The sequence below is a fragment of the Acidithiobacillus concretivorus genome, from assembly GCF_018853445.1.
GTDB classification, from domain to species: domain Bacteria; phylum Pseudomonadota; class Gammaproteobacteria; order Acidithiobacillales; family Acidithiobacillaceae; genus Acidithiobacillus; species Acidithiobacillus concretivorus.
The window spans coordinates 1-20607 of record NZ_JABELD010000061.1; the positions used below are offsets into that span (position 1 = coordinate 1).

Here is a 20607-nt window from a genome sequence, read left to right on the forward strand (position 1 = left end):
GTCTACTTGCTGCCGCCAATATGTGGCCTTCTCTTCCTTCGTCATACCCACCCCTTCTCGCTGTATGCGGGGCAGGATCGGTCAGGTCAGAAAGTTTGGGAAGGTGGGTTGCTTAGACGCTTACGATTTTGGAGTTGGATCCGCTCCCAACCCAACAGAAGACAGCCGTCTCCCTGCTTGTCCTGAGCCCACCCTGTATTCGCTGTGAAGTCTTCAGCCTAAAAACAGCAGTTAACCCTACTGAAATGACCATATCCATCTGATAAGATGAAGCTTTCTTTGGTGATTGAGGTTCGCCCGATAGGGGCGCAGGAAAACACCCGCAAAATGCGGGAGAAGGCTATCGCCAATCGCCCATTACTGCTGTCCGCCATTGACCGGAGCACAAAACATGCGGGCCAAACCCACCTGTATTTGACCCCGATGCACGCTGCACAAAAAAAGATCGAACGCGGAATTGAAAATATTTGCAACAGGTTAAAGACCATCTGGGGGACTGCGGAGCGGTTTATGGGAGCAAATCCCTGGGATCTTCTTGTCGGCTACATCGTTGCCCAAATTACCCAAAACCATAGCCACCACCTAGGGCTCTTCCAGCCCTTGGCGGACCGTAACTGCTTTTTCTAGGTTTATCCAATGAACGCTTCAGTCTGGTTAATCCGCTAAAGTGGCATTCTTGATCAATCGGGATCATAAAGCGGCTCTTTTCTATTGCGCTCAATCGAAAGTCTAGCAGGAGAGACCTTTAATCACATTCCCAAAAAGTTGACCCAAATGTTGACCCTGAAAACTAAAATGGCCCAGAGAAATTCTCTAGGCCATTGTTTTTATTGGTGGGTTGTGAGGGGATCGAACCCACGACCCGCTGATTAAGAGTCAGCTGCTCTACCAACTGAGCTAACAACCCAAGGACAACGCATTATAAGGATTTAGAAAAGGAAGGCAAGAGGTGTTTAATCAATCTAATTAGCTACGCGTTGACGGAGACGGATGACGACCTCGACATTTTCCACTTCAGTTTCAGCAGGTATGTCAGGAAGCTTGCTTATTTGCAGGGAACTTGCAGGAATATCCTGTAATTGGCCGGTATCCACATGATAGAAATGGTGGTGCATGGACACATTGGGGTCGTAGAAGACTTTGCCTGGTTCTACAATGACTTCACGAACCAATGAGTGATCTGCAAATAAACCTAGCGTGTTGTACACCGTGGCCTTGGAGACTACGGGATAATCAGCATTGACTCGCTGCATGATTTCTTCTGCAGAAAGATGGGCGCATGAAGAGAAGAGGGCGTAGCCAATCTCCACACGCTGACTGGTGGGATTAACACCTGCATCTCGTAACGTTTCCAAAACACGCTGCTTATTCCAACCCTGATTGTCCATGTGTGGTCCCTCTATAATTCTAAACTGGTTATAATTGTAGCTCTATCCAGTGATCAGGGGAAGACCTGGCCCCCCATTCTGATAATATGTTGCCGGATTATAAGGGGTAGTATCAATGGGGGGCGCCTTGTCGGTGAGCAGGCAAGTGAGTATTTCTGCTGTTGCCGGCGCATTGGTGAGGCCATAACGAAAATGACCGGCAGCAACATACAGGCCGTTCCAGCCGGGTAGGGGGCCTATATAGGGAACACTTTCTTGACTACCCGGTCGCAGTCCCGACCATTGTCTGAGGATGCTGGAACTAGTTAAGCCAGAAAGCTGGTCGCGCGCAAAATTCCACAATGTTTGCCGTGCTAGCGGCGTAAGAGACTTGTCAAATTGCACGTTTTCACTGGTGCTGCCAGCTAGAATGAGACCATCCTGTCTTTGTACCAAATAGTGATTATCTTGCATCAACATGGAATCAAGCATGCCTGGAGACCCTTGCAGCAACAGCATTTGGCCACGTACCGGATAAATTTGCAGATGAATATCAATTTGTTCAAGTAATTTTCCGGTCCATGCGCCGGCTGTCACTATAGCCTTATCTGAAGCTATAAATCCCTGATTACTTTCCACGCCAAGCAGTTGTTCGTTTTTACGTTTAAAGCCCGTGATTTCAGTATGTTCAAGTAGTTTAATGTCAAGCTGTCGACAGCGTTCGGACAGGGCGGATAGCAGGCGGGGATTCCGCACTTGTGCCACTTCAGGGCACCAGAGGATTTTTTTAGTTGTAGCTTTGCAGTCAGAGACTTGCCAGTTCAGGCCCCAATTTTGTCCCCAAGTGCTGATATCGTCAGGTAAAATTTCTTTTTCTCCCTCAATAATGCGCAATCCGGATAGGGTCCACTGAGGATCAATATTTGTGAGAGAGGCTAACTCCGAAGAAAGAGCATGATGAAGCGACATGCTATAAAATGCTAGTTGCAGTAGTTCTGGAGGATAATGCCAGGGATAAAGAGGGCTGAGAATTCCACCACCCGCCCAGGATGCCTCACGGCCGATTTGTCCCTGATCCACAATAGTTACGGCAAAACCTGCCTCAGCAAGCCGAACGGCGGCAAGCATTCCAATGACTCCAGCCCCGATCAGGACGATGCTTTCTCGTTTTTTCAACACCAAAAAGGCTCCATGATGATTTAAAAATCTATCCGATAAAATATGTTTGCACCATTCTGGGTGCCATTTTCAGTTTGTAATTCGATATGCTTACTCACTCGATAACGCAACCTGGCAACCGTTCCGTTTCCCATCACCGATTGTCCTACACTCAGATATAAATCCGGCGTCAGATAATGGCCCAGGGTAACCATGGCTCCAGACAAACCTTGTTGACCGTTAGAGGTTACGCCAACATCAATACCACTATTACTCAGACTATTTCCGAAAAGCGCCGCACGACTGGCAGAAAAGAGCGTGCCTGCCGCAGCCGAGAGTAATTCATCCTGATTACCCAGACCACTTGAAGGCGTGCCGAGAAGCAGATAAGACAAAATATCGGCCTGAGACATGGATGGATTGGAATAGAGGTTCACTTGTGGCACCTGTAAAGTCCCCGTTACCTGAACACCAGCTTTCACCGGCGTATTATCCACGGCAAAACTGTCAGAGTTTTTGATGGTGCGTACTGCGAGTACATCCAGATTAGCCTGACTGGCGGCCCCATGGAAATTAATAGAACCTCGTTCAAAATCAAGACGATGGCCATAAATATCATAATGACCATTTACCATGCGCAATATTCCTTTTACAGCAGGACTATGTCCATCCTGCATCCTGACATCCAGGGCCCCAACCAAATCGGCACGTAAGCCACTAATGAAGACTTTGGCATTATTGCCTAGAGTGACCTGCAAATTCACACTTAGAGCAGGGCCTGCATTATTTTTCTTGATATTTTTAACAAAAACCACATCACTGGAAGGTTTTGGTCCGTTAAAGTCTGTACCAAGAATACGCAGGCGATTCGTATGAATGGCACCCCCAATATTTATTTTTTGTAAGGTTCCATCAATATGAAGATCGGGGCTGACGGCCGCCTGTACTTGAGGAAGATTCAAGGCCGTAAATTCATGGCCAGCTATGCTCAAGGCAAAATGTGTTTCGGGTCGCATGTAGATGGCACCGTTTCCTGAAATACGACCTGTTCCCGAAGTTGCGTGCATGTCACTGATTTGCAACTCTTGACCATTGCCTAGCAGTTTGGCCCCAACATCTTGTAAATCGAGCCCGGCTTGCGGAACATATAAGCCAAGTCCTTGTAATTCTGCAGTGCCGTGCCATTTGGGATCTGCCCATGTTCCGGTGAGATCTCCTTCTATATTGCCACTACCTTGGGCACGCATTTTCAGGGTTCCAATGGGCAAAGCCGCAAAAAGAGGAGCGCCAAGTGTTGCCTGAACGGTCGCTTGAAGTGCCGCTTGCTCATTCCATCGCCAGGGCAGGGAGAGGGTAACCGGACTATGCAGGTGAACTTGCGCAGAGCCCCAATTTTTTTGCAATACCAGGCGAGATGTTAAGGTTAGATTTTTGGGTTGCCAACGCACTTGGCCGCTGAACTGCTGCAAATGAATGGATTGAGATACGTTATCAGATAACCAGTGCAATTGGGTTTTCTCAAAATCCCAGTTACCCTCAGCATGACAGACACCATGACATTGTGCTTGTAAATGGGTATTTAAATATCCATCAAGAGATATATCGTTATTTTTTTGGTTAAAATCCAGCGGAAGAGATAAAATATTCAAATTTAAACTCGCCAGATTTTGCGCTGGGTTATAAAGTCCTTGAGCGCTGATCTTTGATCCATGAGTATCATTGAATACGATTGGGCTGATTCGAATGACACCGGAATTCCAGGATAAGTTCGAAGGATGCTCCAGTTGCCAAAGTCCGAGGCGCTTGCTTTGAAAATGGCTTTGGTTTAATAACAGATTCCATGTTGAATGAGAATGTTTTACCAAACTAAGTAGAGTAAATTGATTACCATCTGATTGCGCTTCAATATCCATTCCAAATTGCGCCAAAGTGCCATGAGCTTGTGAATGCAGGTTGATCAGATACCTTTTATATTCTGCGCCTTCCATCTGCAGATTGGCTTGCAGGCTATCATCAGTAAGAAGAGAGGCTTGGGCATCAACTTTTCGGATTGCAATCCCCGAATAAAGCAGTTTTTGTGCGTGAGCTTTTATACTACCAACCCAGTTATGATCGGACTGCGCAATCCATCCGTGGGCACTTGTTGAACCACGGGCATCAGGTGTTAACATTTGCCAATTTTCAATATTCAAAGAAAATGACAGATGTTTCTGCAAATTTCCAGAAGCATTGATGGTTAACCCTGGCCCACGAATATTCGCCTTTTGCAAATCCCACTGATTTCCAGAGAATTTCAGATCTGCATTACCCACCAGATTGGTTTTATATATTTGACTAGGTAACACCTGCAATTGGATGCGTCCTTTCATGCTTTTTGCTGCTTGCGCAGCATTTATGATCATATTACAGGACAACTGGCCGGGAACAGTAGGAAAAATAAGTTGATTTCGTAAACCTCTAAGCCGCAATTCACCCTGAACATTCATCAACGGTTGCCAATCTATTTTTAATTTAGCGGGTAGCAGTTTCGCACCGAGCATGTTCCCCGTGTAATCATATTGTAGGCCGGTATTGCTACCTTCAAGATTCCCTTGAATACCACCAAATTTTGGAGATCCATTCACCGCAAATGCACCAATATAATGATTAATTTTCCCATGCAAGTATATTTGCAATGACAAAGGACCGGTCGGTACAGACTTCGGTATATCTTTAACTACGATGTTGCTCAGTTTTCCGTATGCCGTGAAGTCACCAGCGCTATTCTCTGGAAGGTCTATTTTCCAGAAGCCGGTGGTAGTTTTGCTGAGGGATAGATTTTTTAACTCCATAGAATTCAATACAATTTGGTGCGGAGCAATCTGAATCAGGCTGCTGATGCTACTCAGTGAATTTTTCTGATTAAATATTAGCTTAATTGGGCCACCAAATGTATTGTCGCTTAATCCATGCCATGCCGCACTCCAATGGAGGCTAGTATGCGCAGGGGAGGGCTCAATCCAGTCCCCCGTGGTGGTGAGACTGCGTTTTTCCATTTGGACTTGCGCAGAAAATTTCAACTGACCAGCGGAAAGATGTGCTCTGAGTTCGTTAATATGGATATTTCCACGATTCCATGAGACATTTTTAAGAGTGCTGCTCGTTAATCTAAGAGCAGTTTTCTGTCCTTGCCAAACCTGTAATTTTTCAATAGTAGTTGGTCCAACATGTATTGCGATGAATCGTGACCACAGCGGTAAGGCTGGCCAAGCAAGATTCAGTTTACTTGGCTTTGAGGAAGATTTTGGTAGGTATAGTTGGCCATTAACAATTTTAAGGTCTGCAACATCTAGCTCTCCCCATAATAAATGACTAGGATGCAATGCCCACTGCAAATTTTGAGCGGTAAAGCGGGAAGATCTGCTGGACCAGTTCAACTCTGATATTTTTAAACCATCCATTAAAGTTCCACTGATTTTTTTTGCATTTAAATGTGGAACTTGAGCCAATGCCCAGCGTGCACCGTTATTGGTATTCAACAACCAAAATAGGGCAGAAAAAATAATCCCTAAAATACAGATAAAAATTAAAATAGCCAGGTTTCTGAAGCGCATCACAGGCTAAATCCCACTGAAAAAGCAATCCGTACAGCCGGAGCCTTAGGATTTACCAAGGGATGGGCCAGATCAAAACGTATAGGACCAACTGGAGAATACCAGCGAAAGCCTATTCCTACATCTTGAAGAACGTGCAAATCTGAGAAACTGTTGAAAGCATTGCCCGCATCATAAAAAGCGACAACTGCCCAATTTTTACTGACAAAACGTTGAACATTGAAGCCAGCCACAGCTAGTAATCTGCCACCTTCAACCGCTCCATCGCTATCTACAGGACCCTGTGACTGATAGGCGTAACCGGGAAGACTGTTTTGTCCACCCGCAAAAAATCGCAAGTTAGGTGGTAAAAAACGTATGGGGCTATTTAACCACATCGCACCCACTTTTGCTCTTGTGCCTATGACCCACTGCCTGTTAATACGTACATTCCAGCTACCTCGAGCACTGAACCGAACAAAATTAGCGGTGCTCCCCCATATTTTACTGGCCCCTTCTGCGCGAGCAGTGAGCGAATATCCCGAGATGGGTCGTAATACATTGCGAAAATCCTGGATCGTATATTGTAGGGACGGGTAAATATAAAAACTGTTATTGACTTCATCTGCAACTGTGTAGTTAGCTTGCTCAAAATTAACCAAAGCTTCCAGAGTGGTGGTTTTATTGCGATTATTGTCATCACGCAATGACCACTGTCTGCCAATACTCGCCAGTATCTCATTACTGTCGTAAGCAGTCAGCGTTTGATTCTGGTAGCTGGCTTGTGCCACATATTCTGATCCTATATTTTTTCCGATAGGCCATTTATACAGTAGGCTGGCATTGCGGTTAAGTTGCGCCGCCAAAAGAGAAATACGTACATGCTGGGCTTCATCAAAAGCATTAAAATTATCATAAATCAATGCTGCATTAGGGCCAATATCGGTACTATAACCTGCACCAATCTTAATATGTTGTGCTGGCATACTTTTCAAATTAATACTAACAGGAACAATGTTGTTTTTTTCTGCCTTCAAATCGCCTTGTACGGAAATATCTGAAAAACGATCCGCATTACGCAGATTACTTTGAGTAACCGCCAGTGCTGCAGGTGCGTACCAGTCTCCCTCCTTGAAAGAAACATAACGTTCTACAAACCATCGGGGATAATGCTCTGCACCATGAACATTGATAGAACCAAAACGAAAACGCGGCCCGGTATTTAACCATAGATATATATCCGACCATAATTCCTTTTTATCAATTAATATTTCATGGCGAGTATATTCTGCTTTGGCATAGCCTTGTCTATTTAACGACTCTAACGTTTTACCTTTCCACTCTTCATAATCGATTTGATTAAGCACAGCACCATCTTTTAGTGGAAAAGTCTTAAAAAGATAAATTATAGATGGCGTATTACTACCCGTTCCAGATTTTTTGAGATCTATTTTTCGAACAATAATCGGCTTGCCCAATGAAATTGAAAATTGCAATAGATAATTTTTAGGGCTGGTAATTTTTTTATTGATTTTCCATGTTGAGTCATAGTATCCATAGGCTTGTAATGCATCTTTGAGCCGAAGGCTGGCGGCCATTTCTGTTTCTTCAAGGCGGTCTGACTTGTCGCCAATGGTTACGGGGGGTAGTGCTTTGTTCAGCTTATCCGCCATCGCACCAGGGACATCCTCAAATCCAAAATGAACGACATCGGCCAGTGCGGGGGCCGAAAAAAAAACCAGCAACAAGACAAATGCTCCCCCGAATGCTGACGAGGCACGAATTTTATATTTTAAGTAATGCATTGTTCTTGAATGTATTTTTATCAGAAGGCCTCCTGCATCTCCATGTGCTGGACTCATCTTGTCGGTCACATTGATTCTAACATGATTTTCAGCAAATGCAGGGGAGCAGGAACACGCTCTGTCTGAAACTATTTTTCTCTATCGAAAGGAGATGTGTTTTGGTGAATTTCCCGATATTGGGTGACCACAATGTCCTGATTGGGGGTTTTGCGCATCTTGCGTTTTTGCCACCAGAGGAAAATCATGCCGCTTGCACCCAGGATCGCCACTGCAATAAATGCGAAAATGGCGAAAAAAAATAAACCAATCAATAACACCATACCAACCATGACGGTCAGCAAACGCACCCACCATGGTGCCCGATTGCCTGATATAGAGTAGTGTGTCATTTCGCTCCCTCTGAAATTACTCTGTTACATGGTGGGACCATCATCCCTGGTTGAAGTTCATTTTTATAATTTAACATAATAAACATTATACGAACCAAACAATCAAACATACATCAGCCATACACGCCTTCCATCCAGATAGACAAAAGCCTTTTGTCCAAATTGTCGAGCAAGCTTAGCTGCTTTTGATTCATTCATAGCATACACAATCACGCTTTCCTCCCACCACGCATCAACACCGCACAAGGATCGTAGGAATCGATAGCCGTTGGCATCCAATATCCTGAATAAACGGTGTTGTCTTTTTCTGTTTTGCCATGGGCTCAATGGCCTTGACCGTGGATTCCAGGCCGTAATCATTGCGGCACGCACTCCATACGCCGGGCCACCGATATGGAGGCTACGCTGATCGGGCAGCAGATAATGGCTTTTTCGGTAGACCAAATCCAAAGCGTCTGCGGTGTGTTGATGAGTCGCTTGCAGACGATAATTGGCTTTTCCCCAGGATGATGTCGCGCACGACTTGGTCCACCCGGGCTCTGGCCTCAGCCTCGGAGCCTTGGAAATGATCGACCATAATCGCGAAGGCATAATCTTCCCCTGATTTATTGCGGAGTAATCCGGCGAGCGTGACTGCATTGCGTAATGTTCCTGTTTTGGCTCTTATGGAGCCTTTTGGCAGATCACGGAAACGATGCCTTAAGGTGCCATCTACTGCCGCAACGGGCAAAGAATCACGCCAGATCTTGCCCCAGGATTGCTGATAGGAATACGTCAATGCTGACACCAAATCATTGGCACTAAGGCGGTCTAGTCGCGACAAACCGGAACCATCCATGAGTTGTGAAGAATCATTGTTCAGGATACCTGATTGTATTAACCAGTTGTGTAATCCTTGCATGGCAGAGCTACGACTGCCGTCACCCCCTCGCCACAAATCCGCATCTCTCAGTAAAACTTCTACATGCGTATTTTCACTGACTTTGTTAGCTACCGTTAGCTCATCTGCAAGTGACGGTGACACTCTTTCGGCAAGAATCGTAGTGCCTGGATATCTGGCACGCCAAGCATCCGAACTGGGGCGACGGTCAACACTGATTGTCGGCCCAACCACTATCCCCTCCTCTTCTGCGGCTTGCCGCAGGGCTAATGCCGCAAAATAAGGTGGATCGGGTTGTGCCAATAATGCAGAAAATCCTCCCGTATTGGCACGTATGGCACCAATAAGCTGATATTGGTTGCCGGATTGAATGAGTTGAACAGGTCGTTCTTCTCCTTGCTGATCAACGGTTTCCACCTGGTTAATGATGGTATTCAGTGGATTGGGCGTAATTTTTGCTGTGGCGAATCTACCCGCCCGTCGTGCGGGAAGCAGATCAACACTGACCATGGCGTCATTGAACATCAATGCGCTGACCGGCGCTCCATACCAGAAACGCTGATCATCTAACGTCCAACCCGGTATATGGTGGTCTTCTGGAAACTTTCCAGCATCCACGACAATACCGTCAGGAATATAACGAACGCCACGTGCGTAGAGACTCTTGGCGATGCTCCGCAGCGGTAGCATGGGATCACCGCGCTCGGTTTTTTCTACAAATGGAAAATGTCGACTGGAAATATCGGGGTCTCCATCGCCCAGCACAATCAGTGGTCCAGTTACTTTTCCGGTCGGTTCAACTGTTCCTAAAACCAGAGTATGTTGCCTGGCCTCCGCCCCTAATACCTGAAAAATATAGGCAGTGGTCAACAACTTGGCCGTTGATGCAGGCAATTGACTATGCGTGGCTTCCTGATTCAGCAAAAGGTGGGCATCATGAATGCTGCGCAGTGCAATACTCCAATGCTCGCCATTGGCGCTGGACTCATTAGTCTCATTGGTTGCCGCCTGGCTGACTCCACACAGTCCCAGCATCCCCAACAATAAACCCAAACTAATCATGTTTATCAACCAGTCTGATGATTTTCCCTTCGACCCATTAAGCAACATGTCTAACGCTCCTTTTTGATGGTTTTATATTGGGGATTTCTTGTCCTGATAGAGCTTGTCCGGCATCCCTATTGCCAGTAAAAGGCTGGGTATCGCGGCCACAAAAGCCAAAAGAAAAAAATCGACGAATCCAACTTTCGCGGCGAGAAAGCCACTAAAACCTCCTACTACGGTGGCAGCCACAGACATCAAAGCTGAACCGATGGCAAAATGAGTGGCTTGATAATTCTCCTGGCAGCGTTGCATTAAAAAAACCATAAGTACAGCGGTACCCAATCCGGCTGAACCTTGTTCAAAGGCGATGGTAACGCCCACCCACCAGATAGATGGATCTGCCCAGGCCAGCCAGGCATAGGCCGGTATGGCCAGAGACTGAATTAAGGTAAGTGGAAAAAGGGCTCTTTTTAAACCCCAACGCGAAATAATGAGACCACCCAGTAATGCCCCTCCAATACCAGTCACCGTACCGACACTGCCAGTGAGAATTCCGCGCGCAATTAATCCGTAACCCAGATGATTCAGGAAAGGGGTAACCATAGCGAACATCATGGCATCCCCGGCTCTAAACAAGAGAATAAAGGCCAATGCCCAAACAATGCCGGGCTGTGCCAAATAGGTTTGAAACGCTTCCCGCACCGCCGCCCAGCGATGACCGTGAAGTTGCTTATTGGCGGGTGGTGGTACCGGCAGTATCCATTTATGAAAGCCGGCCAGTCCCCACATCATGGCTGCCGCAGTCAAAAAACAGGCTGTCCATGATATCCATCCCGCTAAAATGACCAGTGCACCATTACCTACCAGCATTGCCACCCGATAAGCGGCCACCCTAAGCCCGGAAAAACCCGCCTGATCAGCCGTATCAAGGGTCTGAATATAATAACCATCGACAGACATATCGTGCGTTGCTGACATAAAAGCCATCAGAATAAAAATTTTCGCAGCCAGATCCAGGTTAAGATGCTGTGCGGGCCATATCAGCAAGGCGGCTACCACGCCTAAAATCAACTCCATGACTACCAGCCAGCGTTTTTTATTCCCGAATAAATCAATGACCGGGCTCCAGAATAGTTTCAGATTCCAGGGCAACCCAAAAAATGATAGCAAGCCAATAACCTGAAGGCTGGCACCAGCATAAGTAAAAAACTGCACAGAAACCTGTTGCACCAAAGAATAAGGTAGTCCTTCGGCGTAGTAAGTACTGGCAATCCAGGAAAGTTTTTTAAATTTTATACCCACAGCATTTTCCATATAAAAAACCCCCGCTGGGCGGGGGTTTTAACGGGCCTGAAAAATGTCAGGCCGATTTTGGCGGAGCAATAGGCTTTTGCGCCAGTACCCAGGCAGCCAATTCTTTAGCCTGAGCTGGTGTCACGCTTTGTGCTGGCATCGGCATTCCACCCCATACACCCGATACACCATGTTCAATGGCATGACTCAGCGTGGCAACCGCCTTGGGATTACCCTTGTATTTGTAGGCAACCCAAGCAAATGCCGGCCCAACCACCTTAGCCTCAACCTGATGACAGGCAAAACAACCCTTAGCTTCTGCCAAGGATTTTGCTTTAGCCATCTGATCCGTATTCATAGTGGCAGCAGATGCAGCCACTTTCACAAAATGCCCGCTCCCTCCCTGCACATCAAAACTGGATGGCGAGGTGGTTGATCCGGTGCTGTCATCACTTTGGGTAGATCCAGAACCCTGGTCACTACTCATGGCCGAGCTGGTAGCGGAGCTATCACTGGACGCTGTGGTGGACTCTTCCTTCTTGGCACAAGCAGCAGCGAGAGTTACCACGCTGGCGAGTACCAAAAGACGCATGACCGGACTGATATTACGTACGTTCATCATAAATACGCCTCCTCCCTTTTCTGGTTATGGAATACCCTTGTAACAACTTAGTCTGTTGAAGCGCCGGAGCTGTCGCTGGCAGCGGTATCCGAAGAATCGGAACTGCTGGTGGCCGCAGCACTGCTGTCTGCGCTGGTATCGGGCGCAGCTGATTCCATCGGCGCAGCGGCAGCACTGGTGTCGGTGCTGGTCGTGGACGCCGGAGCAGCAGATTCTGTCGTGGTGGTCGCACTACTATCCGCAGCAGCAGTGGTGTCTTCTTTCTTGGCGCAGGCCGATGCCAAAGCAATGGCGCCAGCTACCAGAACAATACGAGCAACAGGTTTGATCTTAGCGATATCCAACATTTCTTTCACTCTCCTAATAGTTAATACAGGATGACAGCATCAGTTACACATCATTTATAGCGCAAATGACCCTATCATGTTAGCACTAATTTTTCCCATGCCAAATACCGGCCCTGTCAGCCGGTATGACAGTGAGTTCCAAGACCGGCTCAACAGGATACTCAAAAACCCTTGGTGATCGCGGTTTAATATGTATAATGATGTACTATTATATTTATATAGGGGCGACTCAGATGGAAGCAGATCCAGCAAAACACTTTGAGGTATTGAAATCACTCAAAATTCAGACTGTACGCCAGGTTATTCGTCCGGAATGTTATCAACGCGATATCCGCAAGGCTTTGTTCAGCTATGCTTTTGACGCAGTTCTATATGTAGCGGCAATTGCGGGCATATTGCTGATTCCCCATTGGTGGGCACAGCTACTGCTCGGCTTGGTGGCAGGATCTGCTGTCGCTTTCATGTTTGTTTGGGCCCATGATGCCGCACATGGGGCATTATTTGAAAATCGGCATCTGGCCGAAGTATTGGGAACGCTGTTCATGTTGCCTTCCTTCAATATGTATCGGCTATGGGCTTTTGGACATAATCGCGTCCATCATGGGTTTACCAGTCTGAGCCCCATTGACTGGATCTGGAAACCATTAACCCCCCAGGAATATCGCCAAAAAAACACCTTTCAAAAATGGATATATCGACTGGAGCGGAGCCCCTATACCTGTGCCTTGCATTATCTGCTGCGAGTATGGTGGCCCGGAATGGTGCGTTTCAAGGCAGACCAGAAAAACAGGCGGGCTTTTACCTTAAGTAAAATCATAACTGCACTGTTTTTCTTGGTATTCTCGACATTCTGTTGGTGGGTATCAGGTCCGATGGGCTTTGTTGCAGCAGTGCTGCTCCCCTTTCTGGTTTTCAATTATTACATTGCCCTTTTTGTTTATCTTCATCACACGCACCCAGACATTCCCTTTTTTATGGAAAAAGAAGAGTGGAGTCAAAGTGTTGGCCAACTATATTGCAGTACGGTCGTACGTTGTTCAAAAATCAGCGAGATGCTTATTCATAACATTCTGATTCATGCGCCCCATCATGTAGATCCGCGCATCCCGTATTATCATCTTGAAGCAGCTTATGAAGATCTGCGCTCGGCCTATGGTATCTATCTACATGAAATGCGTTTTAGTTTTAGATCGGTGCGTCGAATATTCAGTGACTGCAAACTCTATGATTATGATACAAAGCAATGGATGAGTTTTCGTTCCGGACGCAGTTGGGTGCAACAAAAAAACTCTGAGAAGAGTGTTTCAGTCGGTGCCGATATTTACCCCGGGAAAACAGCCTGTTGATTATTCATCATCGACATTCACGTTCGGCTTGGTATGGGCATCATTTGAAACGGTATTCAGTGCCTGAAGATGTAAAATCTTCAGGAGCCTCATGACGATCGGGTAAAGAAGAACAGCAGATACTGCCAGATAGACAATACCCGAATATAGAGCATAGGCGCTGGCAAAGAGCTTGGCGACAGTTCCATGCAGGCCGGATACCGGCCCCATACCACTCAGAATCATGCTGGCATTGAGCAGGCTGTTGATCCAGGTGATCTGCCCCAGAAAATGATAACCCAGGATACCAACCCCCAAAGAGATGGCCATAAAACCCAGCCCAATGGCGGTATAACGCAGTTGATGCCAAATAAATTCTGTGCGGCTGCGTAAATGAATGGATTGAAGATGAAGAGGCTTATTGGGCATTGCCATAATACTGGCGGTACCAGTCCACAAAGTGTTGCAGTCCTGTGCGCAAGGAAGTATCCGGAGCAAAAGCAACGGCTTCCTGAAGCGCGGAAACATCCGCGTAAGTAGCTACCACATCTCCATCTTGCATGGGCAACCATTCGATTGCTGCTTTTTTATCCAGACACGCTTCCAGCGTTTGAATAAAGTCCGTCAGAGCTATCGGTGTATGATTTCCAATATTGTGTATCTGAAAAGGCGCGGCACTGGACGCAGGATCTGCAGGCCAGAAGTTCTGTGGGCTGGGTATTTTTGGAATAAGACGGGAAACACCTTCTATGATGTCGTCAATATAGGTAAAATCTCGCTGCATTTTTCCATGATTGAATACCGGAATTTTTTCGCCAGCCAGAATTTTTTGGGTGAAGCTGAAATACGCCATGTCCGGCCTTCCCCAGGGACCATATACGGTAAAAAAACGCAGGCCCGTGCAAGGAATTCCATACAGGTGCGCATAACTATGAGCCATCAACTCCCCTGCCCGCTTGGTAGCCGCATAGAGACTGACCGGATGATCCACCGGATCGTGAACGCTGTAAGGGAGTTGACTATTAGCACCATACACAGAGCTGGACGACGCAAAAAGCAGATGCTCAACCTTTTGCGCTCGACATCCCTCAAGGATGTGCAAAAAACCAGTCACATTACTGTCCACATAACTGTGCGGAGCCTGCAATGAATAGCGCACACCAGCCTGAGCGGCCAGATGAATCACCACATCAAAATGGGGGCCCGCAAAAAGCGTTTCCATGGCGGAGCGATCTGCCAGATCGATTTTTTTAAACTGAAAAGCTGGATGGCCTTCCAATTGAGCGAGACGATCTTTTTTGAGGTTGGGATCATAATAGTCGTTAAGATTATCAATCCCCTGCACAATCCATCCATCGGCCAGCAGACGCCGCGCCAGGTGAAATCCAATGAATCCGGCAACGCCGGTGATAAGTACCCGCTTTGCCATTATTGGTCCCGTTCAGAAAGCCAGTCGATGTAACGCTCCACGCCCTGTTCTACGGAGAGAAAGGTTTGGCTGTAACCAGCAGCACGTAATTGGCGAATGTCTGCCTGCGTGAAACTTTGATATTTACCATGCAGTGCTTCAGGCATGCTGATATAGCGAATGGTTTGGGATTTTTGCAGGCCGGGTAAATCGTGAGTTTCCTCACCGGCCATACGCCGCATGCTGTTGACCACAGTGACAGCCACATCATTGAAGCTTTGGGCCTGCCCTGTACCCACGTTATAAATACCGCTGCGTGGATGATCCAGAAAGTGCAAATTGACGGATACTACGTCATCTACGTGAATAAAATCCCGGCGTTGCTCACCATCCTCATAACCTGCACTGCCCGCGAACAGATGCACATGCCCATCCAACCGATATTGTTTGTAAAAATGCATAGCTACGGAAGCCATGCGACCCTTATGAAACTCCCGGGGACCATAGACGTTAAAGTAGCGAAATCCATGTACCGGGGCCTTCAACTCAGTCCACATGCGCCGTAAATACTGATCAAACTGAAACTTGCTGAAACCATAAATATTCAGGGGAGATTCGGCTTGGCGTTGTTCCGTAAAACTTCCGGTCATGCCGTAAACAGAAGCACTGGAAGCATACAGGAAAGGAATATTGTGCCGTTGACACCAATGCAGCAACGCCTTGCTGAAAGCATAATTGTTTTCCATGACATAACGACCATCCGTGGCCATGGTATCGGAGCAGGCGCCTTCATGGAAAACGGCTTCAACGCCTTGCAGCTGATCACTCTCAATCAACTCCAGAAGGCGCTCAGCTTCCATGTAGTCGGCAATTTCCAGATCGGTGAGGTTGAGAAACTTGTCTGCGCGGGTCAGGTGATCGACCACGAGAATGTCAGAAATACCCTGTTGATTCAGTGAATAAACAATATTAGCGCCGATGAATCCAGCTCCGCCCGTGACAATATACATGCGCGATTCTCCTTTTGCGGTTATGATAACAGAAAGTGGGCAGCTGCCGAACATAAGCCCATATCCCTTTCGGGGAGTGCAAATACTCAATCGACCCTACCTAAGAAAACCACTCAAGCGCCATGATTCAGATTCTGGCGTTCTTGCTCAGGAGACCTATGCACGATCAGGGACTGCTAATCATCATCTTGCTGCTCGCTACGGGCGTGATACTCGTGGGGGTCCTGCGTTTTTTGCAGTTGCCCGCAGTATTTGCTTATCTGCTGACCGGAGTCATTCTCGGGCCGCATGCTCTTGCTGTCGTGCCCGATCTGGCCAGCACCCGGCAACTGGCAGCATTTGGTGTGGTGTTTCTGATGTTCAGCATCGGTCTGGAATTCAGCCTTTCGCAATTCATGAGCATGAGGCGACTGATTTTTGGCATGGGTGCTGCTCAGGTTTTGCTCACCAGCATTATTTTTGTGGGTATTGCCCTGATTATTCCCCTTTCCTGGAAAACCGGCGTGATACTTGGGGGTATTCTGGCGATGTCATCGACAGCCATGGTGATCCGTGCATTGGCCGAGAAAATGGAAATGCAGTCCCGTCATGGCCGCATAGCGGTCAGTGTGTTGTTATTTCAGGATTTGGCTGTAGTACCCCTGCTGATTCTGATTCCGGCGCTGGCAGGGTCCGCCAAAGACCTTCCTCATGATCTTGCCATGGCTGGGCTGAAAGCGGTGCTGGTGTTATTGGTGTTGCTGGTCATTGGCCGGCCGATAATGCGGCCCTGGTTTCAGTTGATTGCCAACCGCAAATCTACTGAGTTATTTATGCTCAATGTGTTATTGGTGACCCTGGCTCTGGCCTGGATTACGGAACAGGCCGGGCTTTCTTTGGCTTTGGGCGCATTTGTAGCGGGCATGCTGATTTCCGAAACCGCCTATCGCTATCAGGTGGAAGCAGATATTGCGCCTTTTCGCGATATTCTACTGGGGCTGTTTTTTGTCACCATCGGGATGTTGGTGGATTTGCCCGCCTGGTGGGCGAATATTGCCTGGGTGCTCATTGTTTTGTTGCTGATTGTGTTTCTAAAAGGCTTTTTGGTTTGGGGGTTGAGTCGATTATTCGGTTATGAATCCGGAGTGGCATTACGCTCGGCTATTGTACTTGCGCAGGCCGGAGAATTTGGTTTTGTATTGCTGGCACTGGCCAATCAATATCAATTGTTACCCGCGCATGTGTTGCAGCCTGTGTTAGGCGGTATGTTGCTATCCATGATGTTGGCACCCATTCTGGTAGAGCGTAATGGCTGGATTGCGCGCAAATTGGTGGGAAGTTATCGTAATCATCGTGATCAGCAACTCACTGAAATACGCGCTGCTGATCTCAAAGCCCACGTAGTGCTTTGTGGATATGGTCGGGTTGGTCAAAGTGTCGGAAGGTTGCTGGAAGAAGAAGCTATCCCTTTTATTGCCCTGGATCTGGATCCGGTGCGGGTACGCCAAGCGCAGTCTGCGGGAGAGTCCATATTTTATGGAGATGCCAGTCGGCGGGACGTTTTGCAGGCAGCGGGGATTTTCTCGGCGCGGGCGGTGGTGATCACCTATGCCAATGTGGCGTCCAGTCAGCGGGTTCTTTCCATCATCAAAGAGTTGAGACCAGAATTACCAGTAGTGGTGCGTGCTCATGATGACAGTCAACTGGAAAAACTGGAAGCTGCCGGAGCCGATGAAGTCGTGCCGGAAGTAAACGAAGGGGCCTTGATGCTCGCCTCTCAGACCTTATTACTCATTGGTTTCCCCATCAGCACGGTATTGCGTCGGGTCAGACGTTTTCGTCAGGAGCGCTATCAGTTCTTTCGGGGCGCATTTTGGGGTGGTTCTGAACCCGGCGAAGACCAGGCTTCGGCGCGACTGGCTTCTATCCCGTTGGGAGAAACTGCTTTTGGCTTGCACCTTAGCCTTCGCGAATTGAATTTAACCAGTTTTGGCGTGTCTGTGGTGGCCGTGCGGCGGCACGGTATTCGCGGGCGCGATCCGGCCCCGGATACCGTATTGAAATCAGGAGACGTACTGGTTTTATTTGGTAGCCCCGCAGCACTGACGAAAGCCGAACTGTATGTTCTTGAAGGCAATACCGCTCAGGAAACTGCGGTTACCGCATAAGTTTTCAAGCGGACCAATAACCGAATAGTCCAAGAACGCTTTTCGCTATGCTATGTTAAAGCATTACCTGAATATACAGACCACACAAAAAAATTGAGAGTGATTTATGACTAATGCCATTGATTCCAGTCTGACCGAAAACCGCCTTTTCGCAGTACCCGCAGATTTTGCCGCCCAGGCAAACCTGACCGCAGAGGAGTTTGCAGAACTCCAACAAAAAGCAGCACGCGATCCTCAGCAATTTTGGGCTGATCTGGCGCGCCAGCATCTGGACTGGGACACGGAGTTCAAAGCTGTACTGGACTCAAGCGACGCGCCGTTTTATCGCTGGTTCAGCGACGGCAAGCTCAATGTGACCCATAACTGCCTGGATCGTCATCTGCATGGCGCACAGCGCCATAAAGCGGCACTGATTTGGGAGGGTGAATCAGGAGAAATCCGCACCCTCACCTATGCGCAGTTACATCGGGAAGTGAGCATTTTTACCAATGCACTCATCCATCAAGGTGTCAAAAAAGGTGATCGGGTCGCCATTTATATGCCCATGGTCCCGGAAGCCGTCGTGGCGATGCTGGCCTGCGCCCGTCTTGGTGCCATTCATACGGTAGTATTTGGCGGCTTTTCTGCCGAGGCGCTCAAGGATCGTCTTGAAGATACGTCGGCAGTGATGCTTATTACCGCAGATGGAGCCTGGCGTGGCGGCAAAAAAGTGCCTCTCAAACATCACGCCGATCAGGCCTTGCTGCGCGAACACGAACATTCCGTAAAACGGGTCATTGTCCTGCGCCAAACCGGTGCCGACATTGACATGCAGGAAGGGCGCGACATCTGGTGGGAGGAAGCCGTTGCCGGACAAAGTGCCGCCTGCCCTGCTCTGCCCATGGCTGCAGAAGACCCACTATTTATTCTCTATACGTCTGGCAGTACCGGCAAACCCAAGGGCGTTTTTCACAGTAGCGCCGGTTATTTGCTCTGGACTTTGCTGACTACCCGTTGGGCTTTTGATCTGAAGCCCGATGATGTGTACTGGTGCACGGCAGATATCGGCTGGATTACCGGACACAGTTATGTGGTGTATGGTCCTCTCGCCAATGGCGCTACCATTTTCATGTATGAAGGCGCGCCCATGTATCCCCAGCCCGACCGTTTCTGGGAAATGATAGCCCGCCATGGAGTCAGCGTCCTTTACACGGCACCTACTGCCGTCCGGGCTTTCATGAAAATGGGCGATGAATGGCCGGCCAGACATGATTTGTCGAGTTTGCGTCTGCTGGGTACCGTCGGTGAGCCCATGAATCCTGAAGCTTGGATGTGGTATTTTCAGCAAATTGGTGGCGGGCGTTGCCCCATTGTAGATACCTGGTGGCAAACTGAAACCGGTGGTCACATGATCGCGCCGCTTCCCGGCGTTGTCGCCAGTAAACCAGGCTCTTGTGCCCTCCCCTTACCCGGTATCAGTGCCCGAATTGTCGATGACCAGGGAGATCCTGTTGACGCTCCCGACGCTGGGGGATATCTGGTAATGGATCAACCTTGGCCGGGTATGTTGCGTGGAGTCTGGGGTAATCCGGAGCGTTATATCGAAAGTTATTGGGCCAAATTCAATAATCGTTACTATGTGGCCGGTGATAGCGCCCGTAAGGATCAGGACGGCTATTTTTGGGTCATGGGCCGCATTGACGACGTGCTCAATGTTTCCGGGCATCGCCTGGGCACAGCCGAAATAGAATCAGCCCTGGTCGCCCATCCGGCAGTAGCCGAAGCAGCGGTGGTGGGTATTCCCCATGAAATCAAGGGAGAAGCTGTTTGTGCTTTTGTTATACTGAAACATCAACATCAAGGAGATGATCGGGATGAGCTTGGCGCGGCATTACGGGTGCAGGTTACGGAATTAATTGGTGCCATTGCCCGGCCGGATGATATTCGCTTTACCGACGCTCTGCCTAAAACCCGCTCGGGCAAAATCATGCGTCGGCTATTACGCTCCATTGCCCGGGGCGAGGATGTTACGCAGGACATCAGCACCCTGGAAGATGCAGGCACCCTGCAGCAACTGGGGGCTCAGGACAAAAGTTGAGCGACACATAGTCCTGAACACGGCGATGGGCCGGGAGGCTTTTTGCGCCAACGTCCCTTGCCTGTTGTTCTAAGGCTCATCCTGCTGTCAGGAGAGAACTCGCCCTTTGGGCTCAGACAGCTCTCCTGACGGGCGCAGGATTTCACCAAGAACAACAACGGCG

General features: G+C 48.2%; 16 protein-coding genes and 1 tRNA gene. 3 read left to right on the plus strand and 14 right to left on the minus strand.

Annotation, left to right across the window (positions count from 1 at the left end):
* Window positions 1-831: 831 nt before the first annotated feature.
* From HJG40_RS08440 to HJG40_RS08490, 11 genes are all read right to left on the minus strand, one after another.
* Window positions 832-907, minus strand: a tRNA-Lys gene (locus HJG40_RS08440).
* A gap of 55 nt (window positions 908-962) precedes the next feature.
* The gene (locus tag HJG40_RS08445; protein ID WP_215863778.1) at window positions 963-1388 is read right to left on the minus strand and encodes a Fur family transcriptional regulator; all 426 of its coding nucleotides are present in this window, start codon (window positions 1386-1388) and stop codon (window positions 963-965) included.
* A gap of 42 nt (window positions 1389-1430) precedes the next feature.
* Window positions 1431-2546: an NAD(P)/FAD-dependent oxidoreductase gene (locus HJG40_RS08450; protein WP_215863779.1), complete on the minus strand. Its 1116-nt coding sequence runs from the start codon at window positions 2544-2546 to the stop codon at window positions 1431-1433.
* Between the two features lie 20 nt (window positions 2547-2566).
* Complete coding sequence (locus HJG40_RS08455) at window positions 2567-6118, minus strand: translocation/assembly module TamB domain-containing protein (protein WP_226857324.1); 3552 nt, start codon at window positions 6116-6118, stop codon at window positions 2567-2569.
* Window positions 6118-7959, minus strand: coding sequence for an autotransporter assembly complex protein TamA (locus HJG40_RS08460; RefSeq protein WP_226857319.1), 1842 nt, complete (start codon window positions 7957-7959; stop codon window positions 6118-6120). Before HJG40_RS08460 ends, HJG40_RS08455 begins: the two co-directional genes overlap by 1 nt.
* Window positions 7960-8030: 71 nt before the next feature.
* Window positions 8031-8291, minus strand: a complete 261-nt coding sequence (locus HJG40_RS08465; RefSeq protein WP_215863780.1) for a hypothetical protein — start codon at window positions 8289-8291, stop codon at window positions 8031-8033.
* A 102-nt stretch (window positions 8292-8393) separates the two neighbouring features.
* The gene (locus HJG40_RS08470) at window positions 8394-8651 is read right to left on the minus strand and encodes a DUF3293 domain-containing protein (protein WP_215863781.1); all 258 of its coding nucleotides are present in this window, start codon (window positions 8649-8651) and stop codon (window positions 8394-8396) included.
* A gap of 40 nt (window positions 8652-8691) precedes the next feature.
* Window positions 8692-10233 (minus strand): D-alanyl-D-alanine carboxypeptidase/D-alanyl-D-alanine endopeptidase, encoded by a 1542-nt coding sequence (dacB, locus tag HJG40_RS08475; RefSeq protein ID WP_215863782.1) that lies wholly within the window; start codon window positions 10231-10233, stop codon window positions 8692-8694.
* Window positions 10234-10305: 72 nt separating this feature from the next.
* The gene (locus HJG40_RS08480; RefSeq protein ID WP_215863783.1) at window positions 10306-11529 is read right to left on the minus strand and encodes an MFS transporter; all 1224 of its coding nucleotides are present in this window, start codon (window positions 11527-11529) and stop codon (window positions 10306-10308) included.
* 46 nt (window positions 11530-11575) lie between these two features.
* Window positions 11576-12130: a c-type cytochrome gene (locus HJG40_RS15085; protein ID WP_226857320.1), complete on the minus strand. Its 555-nt coding sequence runs from the start codon at window positions 12128-12130 to the stop codon at window positions 11576-11578.
* Window positions 12131-12177: 47 nt separating this feature from the next.
* A complete protein-coding gene (locus tag HJG40_RS08490; protein WP_215863784.1) occupies window positions 12178-12477 on the minus strand; it encodes a hypothetical protein in 300 nt (99 codons plus the stop codon).
* Between the two features lie 233 nt (window positions 12478-12710).
* Between HJG40_RS08490 and HJG40_RS08495 the strand changes: the two genes are divergently transcribed.
* Window positions 12711-13823, plus strand: coding sequence for a fatty acid desaturase (locus tag HJG40_RS08495; RefSeq protein ID WP_215863785.1), 1113 nt, complete (start codon window positions 12711-12713; stop codon window positions 13821-13823).
* Here HJG40_RS08495 and HJG40_RS08500 read toward each other — a convergent pair whose 3' ends face one another.
* The 3 genes from HJG40_RS08500 to rfaD are packed head-to-tail and all read right to left on the minus strand — an operon-like array spanning window position 13824 to window position 16220.
* Window positions 13824-14237: a hypothetical protein gene (locus HJG40_RS08500; protein WP_226857321.1), complete on the minus strand. Its 414-nt coding sequence runs from the start codon at window positions 14235-14237 to the stop codon at window positions 13824-13826.
* Window positions 14221-15231, minus strand: a complete 1011-nt coding sequence (locus HJG40_RS08505; protein WP_226857322.1) for an NAD-dependent epimerase — start codon at window positions 15229-15231, stop codon at window positions 14221-14223. The genes HJG40_RS08500 and HJG40_RS08505 overlap by 17 nt, the downstream gene beginning before the upstream one ends.
* Complete coding sequence (gene rfaD, locus HJG40_RS08510) at window positions 15231-16220, minus strand: ADP-glyceromanno-heptose 6-epimerase (RefSeq protein WP_215863786.1); 990 nt, start codon at window positions 16218-16220, stop codon at window positions 15231-15233. Before rfaD ends, HJG40_RS08505 begins: the two co-directional genes overlap by 1 nt.
* 158 nt (window positions 16221-16378) lie before the next feature.
* Here rfaD and HJG40_RS08515 point away from each other — a divergent pair, with 158 nt between their 5' ends.
* Together HJG40_RS08515 and acs are read left to right on the plus strand one after the other, a co-directional pair.
* Window positions 16379-18367 (plus strand): monovalent cation:proton antiporter family protein, encoded by a 1989-nt coding sequence (locus HJG40_RS08515; protein ID WP_215863787.1) that lies wholly within the window; start codon window positions 16379-16381, stop codon window positions 18365-18367.
* A 106-nt stretch (window positions 18368-18473) separates the two neighbouring features.
* Window positions 18474-20444 (plus strand): acetate--CoA ligase, encoded by a 1971-nt coding sequence (gene acs, locus HJG40_RS08520; protein WP_215863788.1) that lies wholly within the window; start codon window positions 18474-18476, stop codon window positions 20442-20444.
* The last annotated feature ends 163 nt before the right edge of the window (window positions 20445-20607 follow it).

Bases quoted from the DNA above. Each gene is read 5' to 3' on its own strand.
- HJG40_RS08445 (WP_215863778.1), bottom strand. From the start codon at position 1,388: ATGGACAATCAGGGTTGGAATAAGCAGCGTGTTTTGGAAACGTTACGA.
- HJG40_RS08455 (WP_226857324.1), bottom strand. From the start codon at position 6,118: ATGCGCTTCAGAAACCTGGCTATTTTAATTTTTATCTGTATTTTAGGG.
- HJG40_RS08460 (WP_226857319.1), bottom strand. From the start codon at position 7,959: ATGAGTCCAGCACATGGAGATGCAGGAGGCCTTCTGATAAAAATACAT.
- HJG40_RS08465 (WP_215863780.1), bottom strand. From the start codon at position 8,291: ATGACACACTACTCTATATCAGGCAATCGGGCACCATGGTGGGTGCGT.
- HJG40_RS08470 (WP_215863781.1), bottom strand. From the start codon at position 8,651: ATGATTACGGCCTGGAATCCACGGTCAAGGCCATTGAGCCCATGGCAA.
- dacB (WP_215863782.1), bottom strand. From the start codon at position 10,233: ATGATTAGTTTGGGTTTATTGTTGGGGATGCTGGGACTGTGTGGAGTC.
- HJG40_RS08480 (WP_215863783.1), bottom strand. From the start codon at position 11,529: ATGGAAAATGCTGTGGGTATAAAATTTAAAAAACTTTCCTGGATTGCC.
- HJG40_RS15085 (WP_226857320.1), bottom strand. From the start codon at position 12,130: ATGATGAACGTACGTAATATCAGTCCGGTCATGCGTCTTTTGGTACTC.
- HJG40_RS08490 (WP_215863784.1), bottom strand. From the start codon at position 12,477: ATGTTGGATATCGCTAAGATCAAACCTGTTGCTCGTATTGTTCTGGTA.
- HJG40_RS08495 (WP_215863785.1), top strand. From the start codon at position 12,711: ATGGAAGCAGATCCAGCAAAACACTTTGAGGTATTGAAATCACTCAAA.
- HJG40_RS08500 (WP_226857321.1), bottom strand. From the start codon at position 14,237: ATGGCAATGCCCAATAAGCCTCTTCATCTTCAATCCATTCATTTACGC.
- HJG40_RS08505 (WP_226857322.1), bottom strand. From the start codon at position 15,231: ATGGCAAAGCGGGTACTTATCACCGGCGTTGCCGGATTCATTGGATTT.
- rfaD (WP_215863786.1), bottom strand. From the start codon at position 16,220: ATGTATATTGTCACGGGCGGAGCTGGATTCATCGGCGCTAATATTGTT.
- HJG40_RS08515 (WP_215863787.1), top strand. From the start codon at position 16,379: ATGCACGATCAGGGACTGCTAATCATCATCTTGCTGCTCGCTACGGGC.
- acs (WP_215863788.1), top strand. From the start codon at position 18,474: ATGACTAATGCCATTGATTCCAGTCTGACCGAAAACCGCCTTTTCGCA.